The sequence below is a fragment of the Kitasatospora acidiphila genome (assembly GCF_006636205.1).
In the GTDB taxonomy this organism is placed as follows: Bacteria; Actinomycetota; Actinomycetes; order Streptomycetales; family Streptomycetaceae; genus Kitasatospora; species Kitasatospora acidiphila.
This window is the reverse complement of record NZ_VIGB01000003.1, coordinates 5208854-5226079: the sequence shown is the minus strand read 5'-3', so window position 1 is coordinate 5226079 and position 17226 is coordinate 5208854. Positions and strand designations below refer to the sequence as shown.

15 protein-coding genes and 3 pseudogenes are annotated in these 17226 nt (G+C 71.2%); 17 read left to right on the top strand and 1 reads right to left on the bottom strand.

The window, feature by feature from the left end; translation table 11 throughout:
* Positions 1-9 precede the first annotated feature (9 nt).
* The 15 genes and pseudogenes from E6W39_RS24835 (at position 10) to E6W39_RS24775 (ending at position 15607) form a co-directional block, all read left to right on the top strand.
* Complete coding sequence (locus tag E6W39_RS24835; RefSeq protein ID WP_141635417.1) at positions 10-705, top strand: response regulator; 696 nt, start codon at positions 10-12, stop codon at positions 703-705.
* A gap of 100 nt (positions 706-805) precedes the next feature.
* Complete coding sequence (locus E6W39_RS24830; RefSeq protein ID WP_141637933.1) at positions 806-1720, top strand: Rossmann-like and DUF2520 domain-containing protein; 915 nt, start codon at positions 806-808, stop codon at positions 1718-1720.
* Positions 1720-2607, top strand: coding sequence for a pantoate--beta-alanine ligase (panC, locus tag E6W39_RS24825; protein ID WP_141635416.1), 888 nt, complete (start codon positions 1720-1722; stop codon positions 2605-2607). Before E6W39_RS24830 ends, panC begins: the two co-directional genes overlap by 1 nt.
* Before the next feature lie 68 nt (positions 2608-2675).
* Positions 2676-3095, top strand: a complete 420-nt coding sequence (gene panD, locus E6W39_RS24820; protein ID WP_141635415.1) for an aspartate 1-decarboxylase — start codon at positions 2676-2678, stop codon at positions 3093-3095.
* 10 nt (positions 3096-3105) lie between these two features.
* Positions 3106-4731 (top strand): annotated as a pseudogene (locus tag E6W39_RS41990) (L-aspartate oxidase); the annotation flags it as partial.
* A gap of 63 nt (positions 4732-4794) precedes the next feature.
* Entirely contained in the window at positions 4795-5760 is a 966-nt protein-coding gene (gene nadC, locus E6W39_RS41985) for a carboxylating nicotinate-nucleotide diphosphorylase (RefSeq protein ID WP_323809162.1), read from the top strand.
* 50 nt (positions 5761-5810) lie between these two features.
* Entirely contained in the window at positions 5811-6590 is a 780-nt protein-coding gene (locus E6W39_RS24810; protein WP_101381250.1) for a type III pantothenate kinase, read from the top strand.
* A gap of 75 nt (positions 6591-6665) precedes the next feature.
* Positions 6666-7394, top strand: a complete 729-nt coding sequence (locus E6W39_RS41980; RefSeq protein ID WP_228718346.1) for a hypothetical protein — start codon at positions 6666-6668, stop codon at positions 7392-7394.
* Between the two features lie 70 nt (positions 7395-7464).
* The gene (locus tag E6W39_RS24800) at positions 7465-9132 is read left to right on the top strand and encodes a hypothetical protein (RefSeq protein ID WP_141635413.1); all 1668 of its coding nucleotides are present in this window, start codon (positions 7465-7467) and stop codon (positions 9130-9132) included.
* Positions 9133-9230: 98 nt separating this feature from the next.
* Positions 9231-10796 (top strand): bifunctional lysylphosphatidylglycerol synthetase/lysine--tRNA ligase LysX, encoded by a 1566-nt coding sequence (lysX, locus tag E6W39_RS24795; protein WP_141635412.1) that lies wholly within the window; start codon positions 9231-9233, stop codon positions 10794-10796.
* A 4-nt stretch (positions 10797-10800) separates the two neighbouring features.
* A complete protein-coding gene (locus E6W39_RS39695) occupies positions 10801-10962 on the top strand; it encodes a hypothetical protein (RefSeq protein WP_181799443.1) in 162 nt (53 codons plus the stop codon).
* A gap of 103 nt (positions 10963-11065) precedes the next feature.
* Entirely contained in the window at positions 11066-11446 is a 381-nt protein-coding gene (locus E6W39_RS24790) for a BlaI/MecI/CopY family transcriptional regulator (RefSeq protein WP_141635411.1), read from the top strand.
* A gap of 9 nt (positions 11447-11455) precedes the next feature.
* Positions 11456-11983 (top strand): amino-acid N-acetyltransferase, encoded by a 528-nt coding sequence (locus tag E6W39_RS24785; protein WP_141635410.1) that lies wholly within the window; start codon positions 11456-11458, stop codon positions 11981-11983.
* Between the two features lie 127 nt (positions 11984-12110).
* Positions 12111-12467: a histone-like nucleoid-structuring protein Lsr2 gene (locus tag E6W39_RS24780; protein ID WP_141635409.1), complete on the top strand. Its 357-nt coding sequence runs from the start codon at positions 12111-12113 to the stop codon at positions 12465-12467.
* Between the two features lie 618 nt (positions 12468-13085).
* A pseudogene (locus E6W39_RS24775) lies at positions 13086-15607 on the top strand (ATP-dependent Clp protease ATP-binding subunit).
* 61 nt (positions 15608-15668) lie between these two features.
* Here the strand turns inward: E6W39_RS24775 and E6W39_RS24770 are convergent.
* Entirely contained in the window at positions 15669-16046 is a 378-nt protein-coding gene (locus tag E6W39_RS24770; RefSeq protein WP_228718345.1) for an ATP-binding protein, read from the bottom strand.
* A gap of 118 nt (positions 16047-16164) precedes the next feature.
* On the opposite strand from E6W39_RS24770, the gene E6W39_RS24765 reads away from it, so the two are divergent.
* Complete coding sequence (locus tag E6W39_RS24765; RefSeq protein WP_141635407.1) at positions 16165-17055, top strand: helix-turn-helix domain-containing protein; 891 nt, start codon at positions 16165-16167, stop codon at positions 17053-17055.
* Positions 17045-17140, top strand: a pseudogene (locus E6W39_RS43655) (DUF397 domain-containing protein); the annotation flags it as partial. The gene E6W39_RS24765 and the pseudogene E6W39_RS43655, both read left to right, overlap by 11 nt.
* Positions 17141-17226: the final 86 nt, after the last annotated feature.

The window sequence follows — 17226 nt, the reverse complement described above, 5'->3', positions numbered from 1 at the left end:
AGGACCCACGTGACCATCCGCGTGATGCTGGTGGACGACCAGGAACTGCTGCGCACCGGCTTCCGGATGGTGCTCCAGTCGCAGCCCGACATCGAGATCACCGCCGAGGCCGGCGACGGCGCCGCCGCCCTGGAGGTGCTCGCCGGGGCCGGCGGGAGAGCCGTCGACGTCGTCCTGATGGACATCCGGATGCCCCGGCTGGACGGCGTGCAGGCGACCCGCCGGATCTGCCTGGACGACGGCGGACTGCCGCGGCCGGGCGCCCCGAAGGTGCTCATCCTGACGACCTTCGACCTCGACGAGTACGCCTTCACCGCGCTCAAGGCGGGTGCCAGCGGCTTCCTGCTCAAGGACGTGCCGCCGCCGGAGCTGGTCAGCGCGATCCGCGCGGTGCACGCGGGCGACGCGGTGGTGGCCCCCAGCACCACCCGGCGGATGATCAACCGGTTCGCCGAGGTGCTGCCCGTCACGCAGCCGCCGACCGGGCCGACCGCCCTGGCTCCGCTCACCGACCGCGAGCGGGAGGTGTTCCTGCTGGTCGCCCAGGGCCGGTCGAACGGCGAGATCGCGGCCGGGCTGACGCTCTCCGAGGCCACCGTGAAGACCCATGTCGGCCGGATCCTGGCCAAGCTGGGGCTGCGCGACCGGGTGCAGGCCGTGGTGCTCGCCTACGAGGCCGGACTGCTCAAGGCGGGCGGCCGCTGAGCCCACTCACGGCCGGGCCGTAGGATGGGACGGACCGTCTGGTACCCGTAGAGGACTGGAACGCCGTGAGCTCTTCGTTCGACTCCCCCGCCGGCCCTCCCTGGGACTTCGCCCGGGGGACCTCCAGGACCCCGCCGAGCGCCCGGCGCGCCTCGCCGTCGGCGTGGTCGGCACCGGCCGGGTCGGCCCCGCGCTGGGCGCCGCCCTGCAGCTGGCCGGCCACCAGGTGGTGGCCGCCGCCGGGGTGTCCACCGCCTCGCGCCGCCGCGCCGAGGCCCTGCTGCCCGGGGTGCGCCTGGTGTCGCCCCCGCAGGTGCTGGCCGCCGCCGATCTGGTGCTGCTCACCGTTCCCGACGACGCGCTCGCCGATCTGGTGGCCGGGCTGGCCGCCACCGGTGCGGTCCGCCCGGGCCAGCTGCTGGTGCACACCTCCGGCGCGCACGGCGTCGCGGTGCTGGAGCCGGCCACCCGGGCCGGCGCGCTGCCGCTGGCGCTGCACCCCGCGATGACCTTCACCGGCACCTCGGTCGACCTGGCCCGGCTGGCCGGCTGCCCGTTCGGGGTGACCGCCCCCGAGGAGCTGCGCCCGGTGGCCGAGGCCCTGGTGGTGGAGATGGGCGGCGAGCCGGAGTGGGTGCCCGAGGAGGTCCGCCCGCTCTACCACACCGCCCTGGCGCACGGCGCCAACCACCTGGTGACCCTGGTGGCCCAGGCGATGGAGCTGCTGAGCGCGGCCGGTGTCGCCGAGCCGGGCCGGATGCTCGGCCCGCTGCTCGGCGCGGCCCTGGACAACAGCCTGCGCTCCGGCGACGCCGCGCTGACCGGCCCGGTCGCCCGGGGCGACACCGGCACCGTGCGCCGCCACCTGGCGCAGCTGACTACGGTGTCCCCGGACATCCCGACCGCCTACCGGGCGATGGCGAGGGCCACCGCCCAGCGCGCCCTGGCGCACGGGACGCTCAACGAAGAAGCGGCGGCCTCGCTGCTGGACGTACTCAACGAGGAGATGCACTGATGGCCCGCCCCAAGCCCGCCGCGAAGCCGCGCAGCACCAAACTGACCCACACCGTCGACGACTTCGAGGCCGCCTTCTGGCCGGACGAGCACCCGGTGGACAACGCCGTGGTGATGACCATGGGCGCGCTGCACGAGGGTCACGCGGCGCTGATCCGGGCCGCCCGCCGCCAGGTCGGCCGGGACGGCCGGGTCGCCGTGACGGTGTTCGTCAACCCGCTGCAGTTCGGCCCGAACGAGGACCTGGACCGCTACCCGCGCACCCTGGCGGCCGATGTGCGGCTCGCCGAGGAGAACGGCGCCGACGTGGTCTTCGCCCCGCTGCCCGAGGAGGTCTACCCGAACGGCGAGCCGCTGGTGCGGCTGACCGCGGGGCCGATGGGCGAGCGGTTCGAGGGTGCCAGCCGCCCCGGCCACTTCGACGGGATGCTGACGGTGGTGGCCAAGCTGCTGCACATCACCGACCCGGACTACGCGTTCTTCGGTGAGAAGGACGCCCAGCAACTGGCCGTCATCCAGCGGATGGTGGCCGACCTGGACTTCGACGTCGAGATCGTCGGGGTGCCGACCGTCCGCGAGCCGGACGGGCTGGCGCTCTCCTCGCGCAACCGCTACCTCTCCGAGGCCGAGCGCGAGCAGGCGCTGGCGCTCTCCGGGGCGCTGTTCGCCGGCCGCGACGCGGGCGCGCAGGGTCCGGCGGCCGTGCGCGCAGCCGCCGCCGAGGTGCTGAAGGCCGCCGACGGCGTCGAGTTGGACTACCTCGCCCTGATCGACCCGCACGACTTCGTCGAGGCGCCGGACGACTTCCAGGGCGAGGCGGTGCTGGCGGTCGCCGCGAAGGTGGGCGCCACCCGCCTGATCGACAACGTCCGCATCATCGTTCGATAACCGGCACGACCGGTACGTTCGACCACCGGCAAGCAACCCCCAGGCATGCACTCAAAGGAGGCGTGACCATGCTTCGCACCATGTTCAAGTCCAAGATCCACCGGGCCACCGTGACCCAGGCCGACCTGCACTACGTGGGCTCGGTGACGATCGATGAAGACCTGCTCGACGCGGCGGACATCCTGCCCGGCGAGCTGGTCCACATCGTCGACATCAACAACGGCGCCAGGCTTGAGACTTACACCATCGCCGGGCCGCGCGGCACCGGCGTGATAGGCATCAACGGCGCCGCCGCCCGGCTGGTCCACCCCGGCGACCTGGTGATCCTGATCGCCTACGCGCAGATGGACACCGCCGAGGCCAGGGAGTTCCAGCCGACCGTGGTCTTCGTGGACGCCGAGAACAAGATCACCGGCACCGGGTCGGACGCCGCCGAGGCGCTGCCGGGCACGGACACCCTGCGCGGCGACGCCGTGCACACCCGCTAGGAGCACCGCCGTGACCCACCGTCTCACCGCCCCCCGCCCGGGCTGGACCGCCGACACCGACGTGGTGGTGGTCGGCTCCGGCGTGGCCGGGCTCACCGCCGCGCTCGGAGCGCGCCAGGCCGGCCTGCGGGTAACGGTAGTCAGCAAGGCGATGCTCGACGACGGCTCCACCCGCTGGGCCCAGGGCGGCGTCGCCGCCGCCCTGGGCGAGGGTGACAGCCCCGAACAGCACCTGACCGACACCCTGGTGGCCGGCGCCGGGCTGTGCGACGAGCCGGCCGTGCGGGTCCTGGTCACCGAAGGCCCGGGCGCGGTGCGGCGGTTGATCGAGCAGGGCGCCGCCTTCGACACCGACCCGGTCGGCGAGCTGATGCTCACCCGGGAGGGCGGCCACCACCGCCGCCGGATCGTGCACGCCGGTGGTGACGCCTCCGGGGCCGAGATATCCCGGGCGCTGGTCGCGGCCGTCCGCAGCGCCCCCGACATCGAGCTGGTCGAGCACGCCATGGTCCTCGACCTGCTCAAGGACGCCGAGGGCCACGCGGCCGGCCTCACCCTGCACGTGATGGGCGAGGGCTCCCGGGACGGCGTGGGCGCGATCCGGGCCCGGGCCGTGGTGCTGGCCACCGGCGGCATGGGCCAGGTCTTCTCCGCCACCACCAACCCGGCGGTCTCCACCGGCGACGGCGTGGCGCTGGCGCTGCGGGCCGGCGCCGAGGCGGCCGACCTGGAGTTCGTCCAGTTCCACCCGACCGTGCTCTGGCTCGGTCCGCAGTCGCACGGCCAGCAGCCGCTGGTCTCCGAGGCGGTCCGCGGCGAGGGCGCCCACCTGGTGGACGCGGCGGGCATCCGGTTCATGGTCGGGCAGCACGAGCTGGCCGAGCTGGCCCCGCGCGACATCGTGGCCAAGGGGATCATCCGCCGGATGCAGGAGCAGGACGCCGACCACATGTACCTGGACGGCCGGCACTTCGGCGCCGAGATGTGGGCCGAGCGGTTCCCGACCGTCCTGGCGTCCTGCCGCGCCCACGGGATCGACCCGGTGACCGAGCCGATCCCGATCTCCCCGGCCGCGCACTTCGCCTCCGGCGGCGTGCGCACCGACCTGCACGGGCGCACCTCGGTGCCGGGCCTGTACGCCTGCGGCGAGGTGGCCTGCACCGGTGTGCACGGCGCCAACCGGCTGGCCTCCAACTCGCTCCTGGAGGGCCTGGTCTTCGCCGAGCGGATCGTCGCCGACCTGACCGGGCGCCACCGGGCCGGCGAGCTGCCGGAGCGCACCGTGGACGTCGCGGCGGCCGAGGCCGCGCAACCCGTCCCGCTGCCCGCGCCGGAGACCCGGGCCCGGATCCAGCACCTGATGTCGCGCGGCGCCGGTGTGCTGCGCTCGGCCGAGTCGCTGGCCGAGACCACGGCCGGCCTCGCGGAGCTGAGCCGGGACGCCGCGGCCGACGCCGCCGAGCAGAAGCCGGCCGACCCCCGGGTGGAGACCTGGGAGGCGGCCAACCTGCTGCTGGTCGCCACCGCGCTGGTCACCGCCGCCGCCGCTCGCACCGAGACCCGCGGCTGCCACTGGCGCGAGGACCACCCGGAGCGCGACGATGCCCGCTGGCAGCGCCACCTGATCACCACCCTGGACACCACCGGCGTCCGGCTGACCGACAGCACGCTCGCCGAGAGCACAGAGGAGCACCGACACATGGCCCACGAGCACCTTCCGATGGCCGAGGAGCCGGGCGGCTGCGGCGACAGCTGCGGCTGCGGCGACACCGAGGGCTACGAGACCGGCCTGGACCCGGCGCTGGCCGAGCTGCTGGAGGAGGCCGGCCTGGACCCGGTCGAGGTGGAGGACATCGCCACCCTGGCGCTGGCCGAGGACCTGGCCGGCGGCGAGGACGTCACCTCGGTGGCGACCGTGCCGGCCGACGCGGTGGCCACCGCCGACTTCACCGCCCGCGAGGCCGGCACGGTCGCCGGCCTGCGGATCGCCGAGGCCGTGGTCTCGCTGATCTGCGAGGAGGAGTTCGAGGTCGAGCGGCACGTCGAGGACGGCGACCAGGTCGAGGCCGGCCAGGTCCTGCTCTCGGTGCGCAGCCGCACCCGCGACCTGCTGACCGCCGAGCGCACCGCGCTCAACCTGCTCTGCCACCTGTCCGGCATCGCCACCGCCACCCGGGCGTGGGCGGACGCGCTGGTGGGCACCGGCGCGGTGGTCCGGGACACCCGCAAGACCCACCCGGGCCTGCGCTCGCTGCAGAAGTACGCGGTGCGCTGCGGCGGCGGCGTGAACCACCGGATGTCGCTCTCCGACGCCGCGCTGATCAAGGACAACCACGTGGTCGCCGCCGGCGGCGTGGCCGAAGCCTTCCGGGCCGTCAAGGCGGCCTACCCGGAGCTGCCGGTGGAGGTCGAGGTCGACACCCTGGAGCAGATCCCGCCGGTGCTGGACGCCGGGGCGGAGCTGATCCTGCTGGACAACTTCACCGTCGAGCAGCTGAAGGAGGCCGTCCAGCTGGTGGCCGGCCGGGCCAAGCTGGAGGCCTCCGGCGGCCTGACCCTGGCCACCGCGCGGGCGGTTGGCGAGACTGGTGTCGACTACCTGGCGGTCGGCGCCCTGACCCACTCGGCGCCGGTCCTGGACATCGGCCTGGACCTGCGTTCCTGACGCTCCGTCAGATCACCACCGGCCCCCGTCACCCTGGAGAACGGCAGCCCATGCTCCTCACCATCGACGTCGGCAACACCCAGACCACGCTCGGCCTGTTCGACGGCGGGGAGGTCGTCGAACACTGGCGGATCTCCACCGACCCGCGCCGCACCGCCGACGAACTGGCCGTGCTGATGAACGGGTTGATGGGGGCTCATGCCCAGCAGGTGGACGGGCTGTCGATCTGCTCCTCGGTTCCGGCCGTGCTGCACGAGCTCCGCGAGGTGACCCGCCGCTACTACGGCGACGTCCCCGCGGTGCTGGTGGCGCCCGGCGTGAAGACCGGGGTGCACGTGCTGATGGACAACCCCAAGGAGGTGGGTGCCGACCGGATCGTCAACGCGCTGGCCGCCAACCACCTCTACGGGGGACCGTGCATCGTGGTGGACTTCGGCACCGCCACCACCTTCGACGCGATCAACGAGCGCGGCGACTACGTGGGCGGGGCGATCGCCCCCGGGATCGAGATCTCGGTGGAGGCGCTCGGGGTGCGCGGCGCCCAGCTGCGCAAGATCGAGCTGGCCCGCCCGCGCAACGTGATCGGCAAGAACACCGTGGAGGGCATGCAGTCCGGAGTGCTCTACGGCTTCGCCGGGCAGGTGGACGGCCTGGTCAACCGGATGTCCAAGGAGCTCTCCCCGAAGGACCCGGAGGACGTGCAGGTGATCGCGACCGGCGGGCTGGCCCCGCTGGTGCTCGGCGAGGCCGACTCGATCGACGTGCACGAGCCCTGGCTGACCCTGATCGGGCTGCGCCTGGTGTTCGAACGCAACAAGCCGGCGAGCTGACCCGCTCGGACCAACCGCGGTTGACACGACGCCAGGGTTCCGACAAATCGGATATTCCTCACGTAGTGTCAACTCATGCCTACGCCACACGGGTCCCGCGGCGGCATGGCCTTCAGCGCCGACGAAGTGCGCGTGCTGCGCCGTGCCCTCGCCCAGGCCCTCCACCCCACCGTCCCCGCCCAGCTGCCACTCGGCGCCGACCTGGCCGTCCTCTGGGCGGAGGACGTCCAGGAGGCGCTCCGGCTGGCCGAGGCGATCGACGAGGCCGTCCTCGAAGGCGGCCGACTGCGCGGCTTCCTGCTGGCCGAACTGGCCCGCTACCGAGCCGCCCTGCCCGGCACCGCCCGCGGCTACCTGGAGCGCCTGGAAGAGGCCGTCGCCGACGGCTACCTCCCGGAACCTGACGATCTGTCAGCCCTGCGCACCCTCACCCGCCAGCCCTGCGGCCCCGGCGAGCGCACCCGCCGCTCCCGACTGGCCGGCCGCTGCCACGCGCTGGCCGAGGCCGCCGTCCGCGAGCGCCTGGCCCGCGCCACCGTGCCGCCGGCCCGCCATCTGACGGCCGTCCCCAGCCCCGACCGCTCCGAAGGGACCAGCATGACCTCCTCCGAACCGCGCCGCCCGGCCCCCGCCCCGCCCCCGCCCCGACCCCGGCCCGCATCCCCACCCCCGCCGAGCTCTTCGCCCGCCGCCCCGCCCGCCCCAGCACCGCGAGCCCCCGCAGCAGGCGCCGGACCAGGAGGAGGACGAGCCGCAGGAGTTGGCGACCGGCACGGGGTGATCCGTCGTTTGTCGACAAGGTGATGCACATGTTGATGGTGTGCGGAGAGTGCCCTAAAGTCCCCTCAGTTTTCATGCATCCCAGGGGGGAACCGTGCTCTCCGCACACTCGCGCCGCGCCACCGCGCTCGGCGCCGCCACCGTCGCCGCAGTACTGATCGCAGGTGCCGCCGCGTTGCCGGCGCAGGCGGCGGGCGGCACACTCGTCATCACCTCGGCGCCCGTACTGGCCCTGCCGCCGGACGGCACGTCCGCCGACTTGGACGTCTTCGTCCGCGAGACCACCAGCGGCTCGGTGAGCCAGGTCACCGTGACCGCCGACCTCGGTTCACTGGCCGGGGTCGCCCAGTACGGCACCCCGCAGTCCGGCTGCTCGGTCCAGGGCAGCCGGCTCAGCTGCACGGAGTGGGCCACCCCGGGCGGCGCGTCGCTGCGGACCATCCCGTTCAAGGCCGTGCCCGGCGCGGCCCTCGGCGCCTCGGCCAAGCTGCACCTGACGGCCCGTGACACCACGGGATCGAGCGTCGACTTCGACGCGACCCTGGTGGTCGGCGGCAGCAAGCTGCAGGTCGCCGGCGCCCCGGACCGGAACATCAAGGTCGGCGGCACCGCCGAGGAGAGCTTCGCGCTCACCAACGACGGCCAACTCGCCACCCGGCAGACCGTGGTGACGTTCAACCCGAGTGTCGGCCTGCAGTTCGCCCAGCACTACTCCAACTGCGAGTACGGCACCGCCACTCACACCGACGGGCCGGCCGCACTCAGCCCGCAGCTCGCGCTCTGCACCATCGACAGCGGCATCCAGCCCGGTGAGACCGCGCACATCGACCCGGTCGGGTTGACCGCCGCCCCGACCGCGCTCAACGAGTTCGTCGGCTTCAGCGCCTATCCGGACCGGACCGACCTCGACCTCCAGAACCTGCTGCGGAACTTCCACGACTTCACGCCGGGCACCGGCCCCCGGCTGACGCTGGGCAAGCCGGAGGGCACGCCGTCCGGCGCCCCGGTGGCCGACCTGGGCCACGGGGCCGACACCCAGGCGCTGGTCGACGTCGCCAACACCGCCGACTTCGCCGCGGTCGCCGGCTGGGCGCCCACCGACGGCGGCAAGCAGGGCCTGCTCTCCTTCGGCCTGGGCAACGACGGCCCGGCCACGGTCTTCTCCCGCAACGGCTCGGACGCGCTGGCGGAGGTGACGGTGAAGCTGCCGCCGAGCGTCCACGCACTCGACATCCAGAAGCCGGGGTGCGAGCAGGGGCACGACTTCAACAGTTACACGTGCAAGGTCGTGGGTCTGCTCCCGAAGGGCTCCCACGTCTTCTTCACCTTCCCCAAGGTCCTCGTTGACGACCCGTCCGCGAACGTCTCCGCGACCATCTCGATCACGGGCCCGAACAACGGCCCCCTGACGTTCGACAACAACCTCGCCGACAACACCATCGCCATCCCGCTGGGTGCCCAGCCGGTCGGCAACCCGAGCCCCACGCCCACGCCCACGCCCACGCCCACGCCCACGCCGACGCCCACCGCCACGGCCACCTCGTCCGCGACCGCCATCCCGGTCGCCACCACCACCGGTCCCAGCGAGGACTCCACCGACCCGGCCGTGACCAGCGCCGGCAACTCCGGCAGCGAGCTCGCCTTCACCGGCGGCGGCTCCGACGCCGCGCCGATCGCCGCCATCGGTGGCGGTGCCGTGGTGCTCGGTGCCGGCGCGCTGTTCTTCGCCGGCCGCCGCCGCAGGGCCGGCACCCGCGCCTGACCCGCTCCCGGGAGCGCACCCCGCAGTGCCCCGCAGTGCCCCGCCACCCCGGTTAATCCGGTGGCGGGGCACTGAGTCTCGCTCGCTACTCTGGTGAGGTGAGCGATCAGAGCAGCCTTCCCGCGACCGACGACCTTCCGGAGCAGATGCGCGTGCGGCGCGAGAAGCTGGAGCGGCTGCGCGCCGCCGGCATCGACCCGTACCCGGTCGGCTTCCCCCGCACCACCACCATCGCCGACCTGCGCGCCAAGCACCCCGACCTGGCCCCGGACGTCGCGACCGGTGAGCGGGTCGGCGTCACCGGCCGGGTGATCCTGGCCCGCACCGGCGGCAAGCTCTGCTTCGCCACCCTGCGCGACGGCTCCGGCGACCTTCAGGTGATGTTCTCGCTCGACAAGCTCGGCGAGGAGCGGCTGGCCGCCTGGAAGACCGACATCGACCTGGGCGACCAGGTGGGCGTCGAGGGCGAGGTGATCACCTCCCGGCGCGGCGAGCTGAGCATCATGGTGGATAGCTGGGCGCTGACCGCCAAGTGCCTGCGCCCGCTGCCGGACAAGCACAAGGGCCTGACCGACCCGGAGGCCCGGGTCCGCCAGCGGTACGTCGACCTGATCGTCAACCCCGAGGCGCGCGAGATGCTGCAGCTGCGCACCCGGGTGATCCGCTCGATCCGCCGCACCTACGAGGACCGCGGCTACCTCGAGGTCGAGACCCCGATGCTGCAGCCGATCCACGGCGGTGCCAACGCCCGGCCGTTCATCACCCACATCAACGCCTACGACATCGACCTCTACCTGCGGATCGCCACCGAGCTGTACCTCAAGCGGCTGGTGGTCGGCGGCGCCGAGAAGGTCTTCGAGGTCAACCGGAACTTCCGCAACGAGGGCGCGGACGCTACCCACAACCCGGAGTTCACCGCGCTGGAGTCGTACGAGGCGTACGGCGACTACGACACCCAGGCCGAGCTGATCCGGGCGATCGTGATCAACGCCGCCAAGGACGCGCTGGGCACCACCGTGGTCCGCGGCACCGACCCGCACGGCGTGGAGCACGAGATCGACCTGGCCGAGCCGTGGGAGGAGGTCAGCGTCTACCCGGGCATCTCGGCGCGGATCGGCACCGAGATCACCCCGCAGACCGGCGTCGAGGAGCTGCGCAGGCTCTGTGACGCGGCCGGCGTGCCCTACGAGAAGGAGTGGGGCCACGGCCAGATCGTCCTGGAGATGATCGAGCGGCTCCTGGAGGAGAACGCGATCCGCCCGACCTTCATCAAGGACTACCCGACCGAGGTCTCCCCGCTCACCCGGCAGCACCGCTCGGTCCCGGGCGTCGCCGAGAAGTGGGACCTGGTGATCTTCGGCACCGAGATCGGCACCGCCTACTCGGAGCTGATCGACCCGGTCGAGCAGCGCGCCCGGCTCACCGCGCAGTCGCTGCTGGCGGCCGGCGGCGACGTCGAGGCGATGCAGGTCGACGAGGACTTCCTGCGCGCCCTGGAGTACGCGATGCCGCCCACCGGCGGCCTGGGGCTCGGGGTGGACCGCCTGATCATGCTGCTCACCGGCAAGAACATCCGCGAGACGGTGCTCTTCCCGCTGGTCAAGCCCGAATCCAAGGGTGCCGCGGCGGCCAAGGCCGACGACGCCGATTCCGAAGAGGAGTGATCCGATGCAGTACGTGAGCGCGATCGTGCCGCCGCTGGTGATGGCGATCGGTTTCGGGTTCCTGGTGCGGGCCATCATCCGCAGCCAGGGCGGTGCCCAGAAGGGCAAGGAGGACGCCGCCGCCGAGGCCCTGGCGCGCGCCTCCCGGCAGGACGCCGTCCAGTAGCCGCCCGGTGGCCGTGCGGCGGGCCACCCGCCCGCGGAAGGCCGCTCCCCGCCCAGGGAGCGGCCTTCCGCATTTTCCGGACAAATATCCCTAAAGTGGTCATATGGTCCGGCCACTGGGCGAACTGGAGAACGCCGTCATGACCCGGGTGTGGGAGTGGAACCGCCCGGTGACGGTTCGCGAGGTGCTGCTCGATCTGCGCGCGGAACGGGATATCGCCTACACCACCGTGATGACCGTGCTCGACAAGCTCTATCGAAAGGGCTGGCTGCGCCGGGAACGGGACGGCCGGGCCTATCGATATGCGCCCGTGTCGTCCCGTGAGGCGTACACAGCAACACTGATGCACGACGCCTGGGCCACCAGTGACAATCCCGCGGCGGCCCTGGTGCACTTCTTCGGCATGATGTCGGCCGAGCAGCGGGAAGCCCTCGGTGACGCGCTCCGGGTGGCCGGTCCGGAGGCGGAAGGCCCGACGCGATAACGTCCCGCCATGGAGGTCACCATCCGCCGGGCGCGGACCAGTGATGTGCGGGCCGTGCGCCGGCTCATCGACGCCTACTCACGCGACGGTATTCTGCTCGACAAGCCGACCGTCACACTGTTCGAATCCATCCAGGAGTTCTGGGTCGCGGAACGCGATGAGGATGGCAGGGTGGTGGCGTGCGGGGCGCTGCACGTGATGTGGGAAGACCTGGCCGAGGTCCGCACCCTGGCGGTGGATCCGATCTGCCGCGGCCACGGGATCGGGCACATCCTGTTGGACAAGCTGCTGCAGACCGCGCGCTGGCTGGGCGTACGTCGGATTTTCTGCTTGACGTTCGAGGTCGCGTTCTTCGCGAAACACGGCTTCGTGGAGATCGGGGAAACCGATGATGGTACGACAGACCCCGCCGTCATCGCTACGGAAGTGTATGAAGAACTCCTTCGCTCCTACGACGAAGGAGTGGCGGAGTTCCTCGACCTGGAGCGGGTGAAGCCCAACACCCTGGGCAACTCCCGCATGCTGCTGCACCTGTGAACCGGCCCGGGGGACTTGCCGTACCGCACATGACTCCGTCCCCCGAACAGCCCGGGGTTTGTGTTTTCCGAGAAAAGGCGGTTTCCTTTCCCTAAGGCATTGGATCGTTAAGCGGAAAGGGAGTCCCGTGGCACAGAGGGTGCAGGTCATTCTTGAAGACGATCTCGACGGCGGTTCGGCGGACGAGACGGTGACGTTCGCCCTCGACGGCGTTGCCTACGAGATCGACCTGAAGTCCGACAACGCGGAGAAGCTGCGCAGCCTGCTCGCTCCGTACGTCGACAAGGGCCGCAAGCAGAGCGGCCGGCTCACCAGCGCGCGCCGCACCGGCGGCCGCGGCTCGGCCCGTCCGTCCTCCGGCAGTGCGGACACGGCCAAGATCCGCACGTGGGCGAAGGACAACGGCTACAACGTGAACGACCGCGGCCGGGTCCCGAGCAACGTGCGGGAGGCCTACGAGGCCGCACAGGTCGGCGCCGCCTGATCCGTCGGCGCCACGGCACCGGCGACCGCGCGGCCCGGCCGCCACGACGGGGCGCGGAGGGCCTCCCTCCGCGCCCCGTGGCCGTGCCCGGGGGCAGCGCCGCGACCGGCCCTGCGGCCGGGCGCGGCGGCGGGCGCCGTGGCCGTGTGATCAGTCATGGACTGTGCAACGCTGGATCAACGGCACGGTCACGCCGACCGACCCCGTTCGGCGGCACCGGCGCCCCACCCCGGGCCCGCCTCCGGCTGAACCCCTGTCACTCGGGGCCCGGCCGGGCGGACTTCTCGCCTGGCGAACAACGCCACCCGGGAAACTGCACGAGAAGCACCGGAATTTCCGGTATGAATGCAGGTGGGACGGCCATCAGTGCGGTTCGCGGGGCTCCGGTCCGGAGCGTGTTCGCCATTGGCGTAGCGGGAACACGTGCATCGGCCGCACTGGCGGGAACACCGTCTCCCAGCATCAGGTTGGGAAGGGTGTCGGCTGGTCGCGCAGCTTAGATATCCCCGTGCACCGCGGGGAACTACGTGGGCCGCGCCGCTGAGCGGGACTAGCATGCGGAAGGACAGGGCGGGGACAGTCCCCGAACTGCCCGACCGCTCTGAGGAGCGATTAACGATGTTCGAGAGGTTCACCGACCGCGCGCGGCGGGTTGTCGTCCTGGCTCAGGAAGAAGCCCGGATGCTCAACCACAACTACATCGGCACCGAGCACATCCTCCTGGGCTTGATCCACGAGGGCGAGGGTGTCGCCGCTAAGGCCCTGGAGAGCCTCGGGATCTCTCTTGAGGCGGTCCGCCAGCAGGTCGAGGAGATCATCGGGCAGGGCCAGCAGGCCCCGTCCGGCCACATCCCCTTCACCCCCGGGCGAAGAAGGTGCTGGAGCTGTCGCTCCGCGAGGCCCTTCAGCTCGGCCACAACTACATCGGCACGGAGCACATCCTGCTCGGCCTGATCCGCGAGGGCGAGGGCGTCGCCGCCCAGGTCCTGGTGAAGCTGGGCGCCGACCTCAACCGGGTGCGGCAGCAGGTCATCCAGCTGCTCTCCGGTTACCAGGGCGGCGGCAAGGAGTCGGCGACGGCCGGCGGTCCCGCCGAGGGCACCCCGTCGACCTCGCTGGTCCTGGACCAGTTCGGCCGCAACCTCACGCAGGCCGCTCGCGAGACCAAGCTCGACCCGGTCATCGGGCGCGAGAAGGAGATCGAGCGGGTCATGCAGGTGCTGTCCCGCCGCACCAAGAACAACCCCGTCCTGATCGGTGAGCCGGGTGTCGGCAAGACCGCGGTCGTCGAGGGCCTGGCCCAGGCGATCGTCAAGGGCGAGGTCCCCGAGACGCTCAAGGACAAGCAGCTCTACACGCTGGACCTGGGCGCCCTGGTGGCAGGTTCCCGCTACCGCGGTGACTTCGAGGAGCGCCTGAAGAAGGTGCTCAAGGAGATCCGCACCCGCGGCGACATCATCCTGTTCATCGACGAGCTGCACACCCTGGTCGGCGCGGGCGCCGCGGAGGGCGCGATCGACGCCGCCAGCATCCTGAAGCCGATGCTGGCCCGCGGTGAGCTGCAGACCATCGGTGCCACCACGCTCGACGAGTACCGCAAGCACCTGGAGAAGGACGCCGCGCTGGAGCGCCGCTTCCAGCCGATCCAGGTCGCGGAGCCGTCGCTGCCGCACACCATCGAGATCCTCAAGGGTCTGCGCGACCGGTACGAGGCCCACCACCGGGTCTCCATCACCGACGCCGCCCTGGTCGCCGCCGCCACCCTGGCCGACCGGTACATCTCGGACCGCTTCCTGCCGGACAAGGCGATCGACCTGATCGACGAGGCCGGCTCCCGGATGCGGATCCGCCGGATGACCGCGCCGCCGGACCTGCGCGAGTTCGACGAGAAGATCGCCGCGGTGCGCCGCGAGAAGGAGAGCGCGATCGACGCGCAGGACTTCGAGAAGGCCGCCTCGCTGCGTGACGACGAGAAGCAGCTCCTGAACGCCAAGGCGAAGCGCGAGAAGGAGTGGAAGGCCGGCGACATGGATGTCGTCGCGGAGGTCGACGAGGAGCTCATCGCCGAGGTCCTGGCCACCGCCACCGGCATCCCGGTCTTCAAGCTGACCGAGGAGGAGTCCTCCCGCCTGCTGCGCATGGAGGACGAGCTGCACAAGCGCGTCATCGGCCAGAAGGACGCCATCAAGGCACTCTCCCAGGCCATCCGGCGTACCCGTGCGGGCCTCAAGGACCCGAAGCGCCCCGGTGGGTCGTTCATCTTCGCCGGTCCGTCCGGTGTCGGTAAGACCGAGCTGTCCAAGACGCTGGCCGAGTTCCTCTTCGGCGACGAGGACGCGCTGATCTCCCTCGACATGTCGGAGTTCAGCGAGAAGCACACCGTCTCCCGGCTGTTCGGCTCCCCGCCCGGCTACGTGGGCTACGAGGAGGGCGGCCAGCTCACCGAGAAGGTGCGCCGCAAGCCGTTCTCGGTCGTCCTCTTCGACGAGGTCGAGAAGGCCCACCCGGACATCTTCAACTCGCTGCTGCAGATCCTGGAGGACGGTCGCCTGACCGACTCCCAGGGCCGGGTCGTGGACTTCAAGAACACGGTCATCATCATGACCACCAACCTCGGCACCCGGGACATCTCCAAGGGCTTCGGCCTGGGCTTCGCGGCCTCGGGCGACACCCAGTCCGGGTACGAGCGGATGAAGGCCAAGGTCGGCGAGGAGCTCAAGCAGCACTTCCGCCCCGAGTTCCTCAACCGTGTCGACGACATCGTGGTGTTCCACCAGCTGACCGAGGAAGACATCATCCAGATCGTCGACCTGATGATCGACAAGGTGGATGCCCGCCTCAAGGACCGCGACATGGGCCTGGAGCTCAGCATCGAGGCCAAGAAGCTGCTCGCCAAGCGCGGTTACGACCCGCTGCTGGGTGCCCGTCCGCTGCGCCGCACCATCCAGCGCGAGATCGAGGACCACCTCTCGGAGAAGATCCTCTTCGGCGAGCTGCGCGCCGGCCACATCGTGGTCGTGGGCGTGGAGGGTGAGGGCAAGGAGGCCAAGTTCACCTTCCGCGGCGAGGAGAAGACCGCTGTGGCCGACACCCCGGCTGCGGTGGCGGCTCCGGCGGCTGGGCCGGACCTGACCAAGTAAGGCGCTAGTCCAACGGCGGAGGCCTCCGATCCTGGTGGATCGGAGGCCTCCGCCGTTGCTATCACCCCTCCTCCGGGGCGGTCTCGCACCAGACCACCTTGCCGAGGTAGCCGTCCCCGCGCGGGCCGCAGCCCCAGCGGAGAGCGAGCGAGTCGACCAGGTGCAGGCCGCGACCCGACGAGTCGTCGGCGGTGGTCTGACGGGGCAGCGGGGTGCCCTCGATGCGGTCGTGCACCTCGATGCGGAGCAGGTCGTCGCGGAGTGCGAGCTTCACGTGGATCCGGGTGCCGTCGTTCTTCCCGTGTACCACGGCGTTGGTGACGAGTTCGGAGAGCAGCAACTCACCGCGATCGGCGTAGCGTTCACCGCCCTTGACGCGGGCGAGTAGGTCACGGAGTGCGGCGCGGGCTCTGGCCGGGGAACGGTCGCTGCGCGGCAACCAGCATTCGCCTTCCGCCCCTCCTGCGGGTGATTTGGCAACGGTTTCGGGCATGGCAGGGCCTCCCCTGTGGCACGGTGGCCGATAGTGCGGGCTTGCCGTTCCACGATGGCGGGAGATGGTGACGTTGCGCCAGCAGGTGAGCACCAACAGTAAGGTTGTTCAGGCGAAGGCGGCCACGGTGAGCGACGTGAAGTTCGATTGGCGGTACTTCGGCGATGAGTTGAAGTTCCACCGCGAGGCAGCGGGGCTCTCCCAGCAGCAGTTGGGCGACAAGGTGCACTGTTCGGGCACCTACATCGGGCAGTTCGAGAACGCGACGCGCCGGCCGCAGCTGCCGCTCGCCAAGCTGTTCGACCAGGCGCTGGGGACGAACGGGCTCTTTGCGCGGATGTGCGAGAAGCTGCACAAAGACTCGCCGTTCGCCGATCACTTCGCGGCCGCTTCCGAGTTGGAGGCATGTGCGCAAAAGATCTGCGAGTACAGCCCCCTGCTCGTCCCTGGCCTCCTACAAACGCCCGCATATGCGCGGGCGGTCTTCCGTTCTGGCCATCCCCTGCTCACCGATGAAGCCATCGACGAGATGGTCGCCGCCCGCATGGCCAGGGCTCGAATTCTCACGGAATCCGCGCGGGAAACAATGCCGGAGTTGTGGGCGATCCTCGATGAGTCGATCCTGCGACGACCGGTAGGCGGCCCTGTCGTCATGAGCGAACAGCTATGGCACATCGTGCAGTTCGCCGAGGACCACCGAATCATTCTGCAGGTGGTGCCGTTCAGCGCAGGGGTGTATGCCCTTCTCGAAGGCATGCTCCAGATCATGAGCTTCGCCGAGGAACCCCCTGTGGCGTACGCGGAAGGGCCGTGCTCTGGGCAGTTGCTCGATGATCCAGCCGTGGTTGCCAAATGCCAGATGAACTACGATCTGCTCAGGGCGACCGCACTGTCGCAGGAGGCGTCGCTCGCACTGACCAAGACAGCGGCGGAGGAATACGCACATGCGCAGTGACCACGGTCTACGCCCGGCTTCCTGGCGCAAGTCCACCCACAGCGGTGCCAGCAACGGCAGCTGCGTCGAGATCGCCGACGGCTTCACCGGCGCCCTCCCCGTGCGTGACTCCAAGGACCCCGCCGGCCCGGCCCTCACCTTCACCCTGACGCCTGGTCAGCCTTCCTCTCC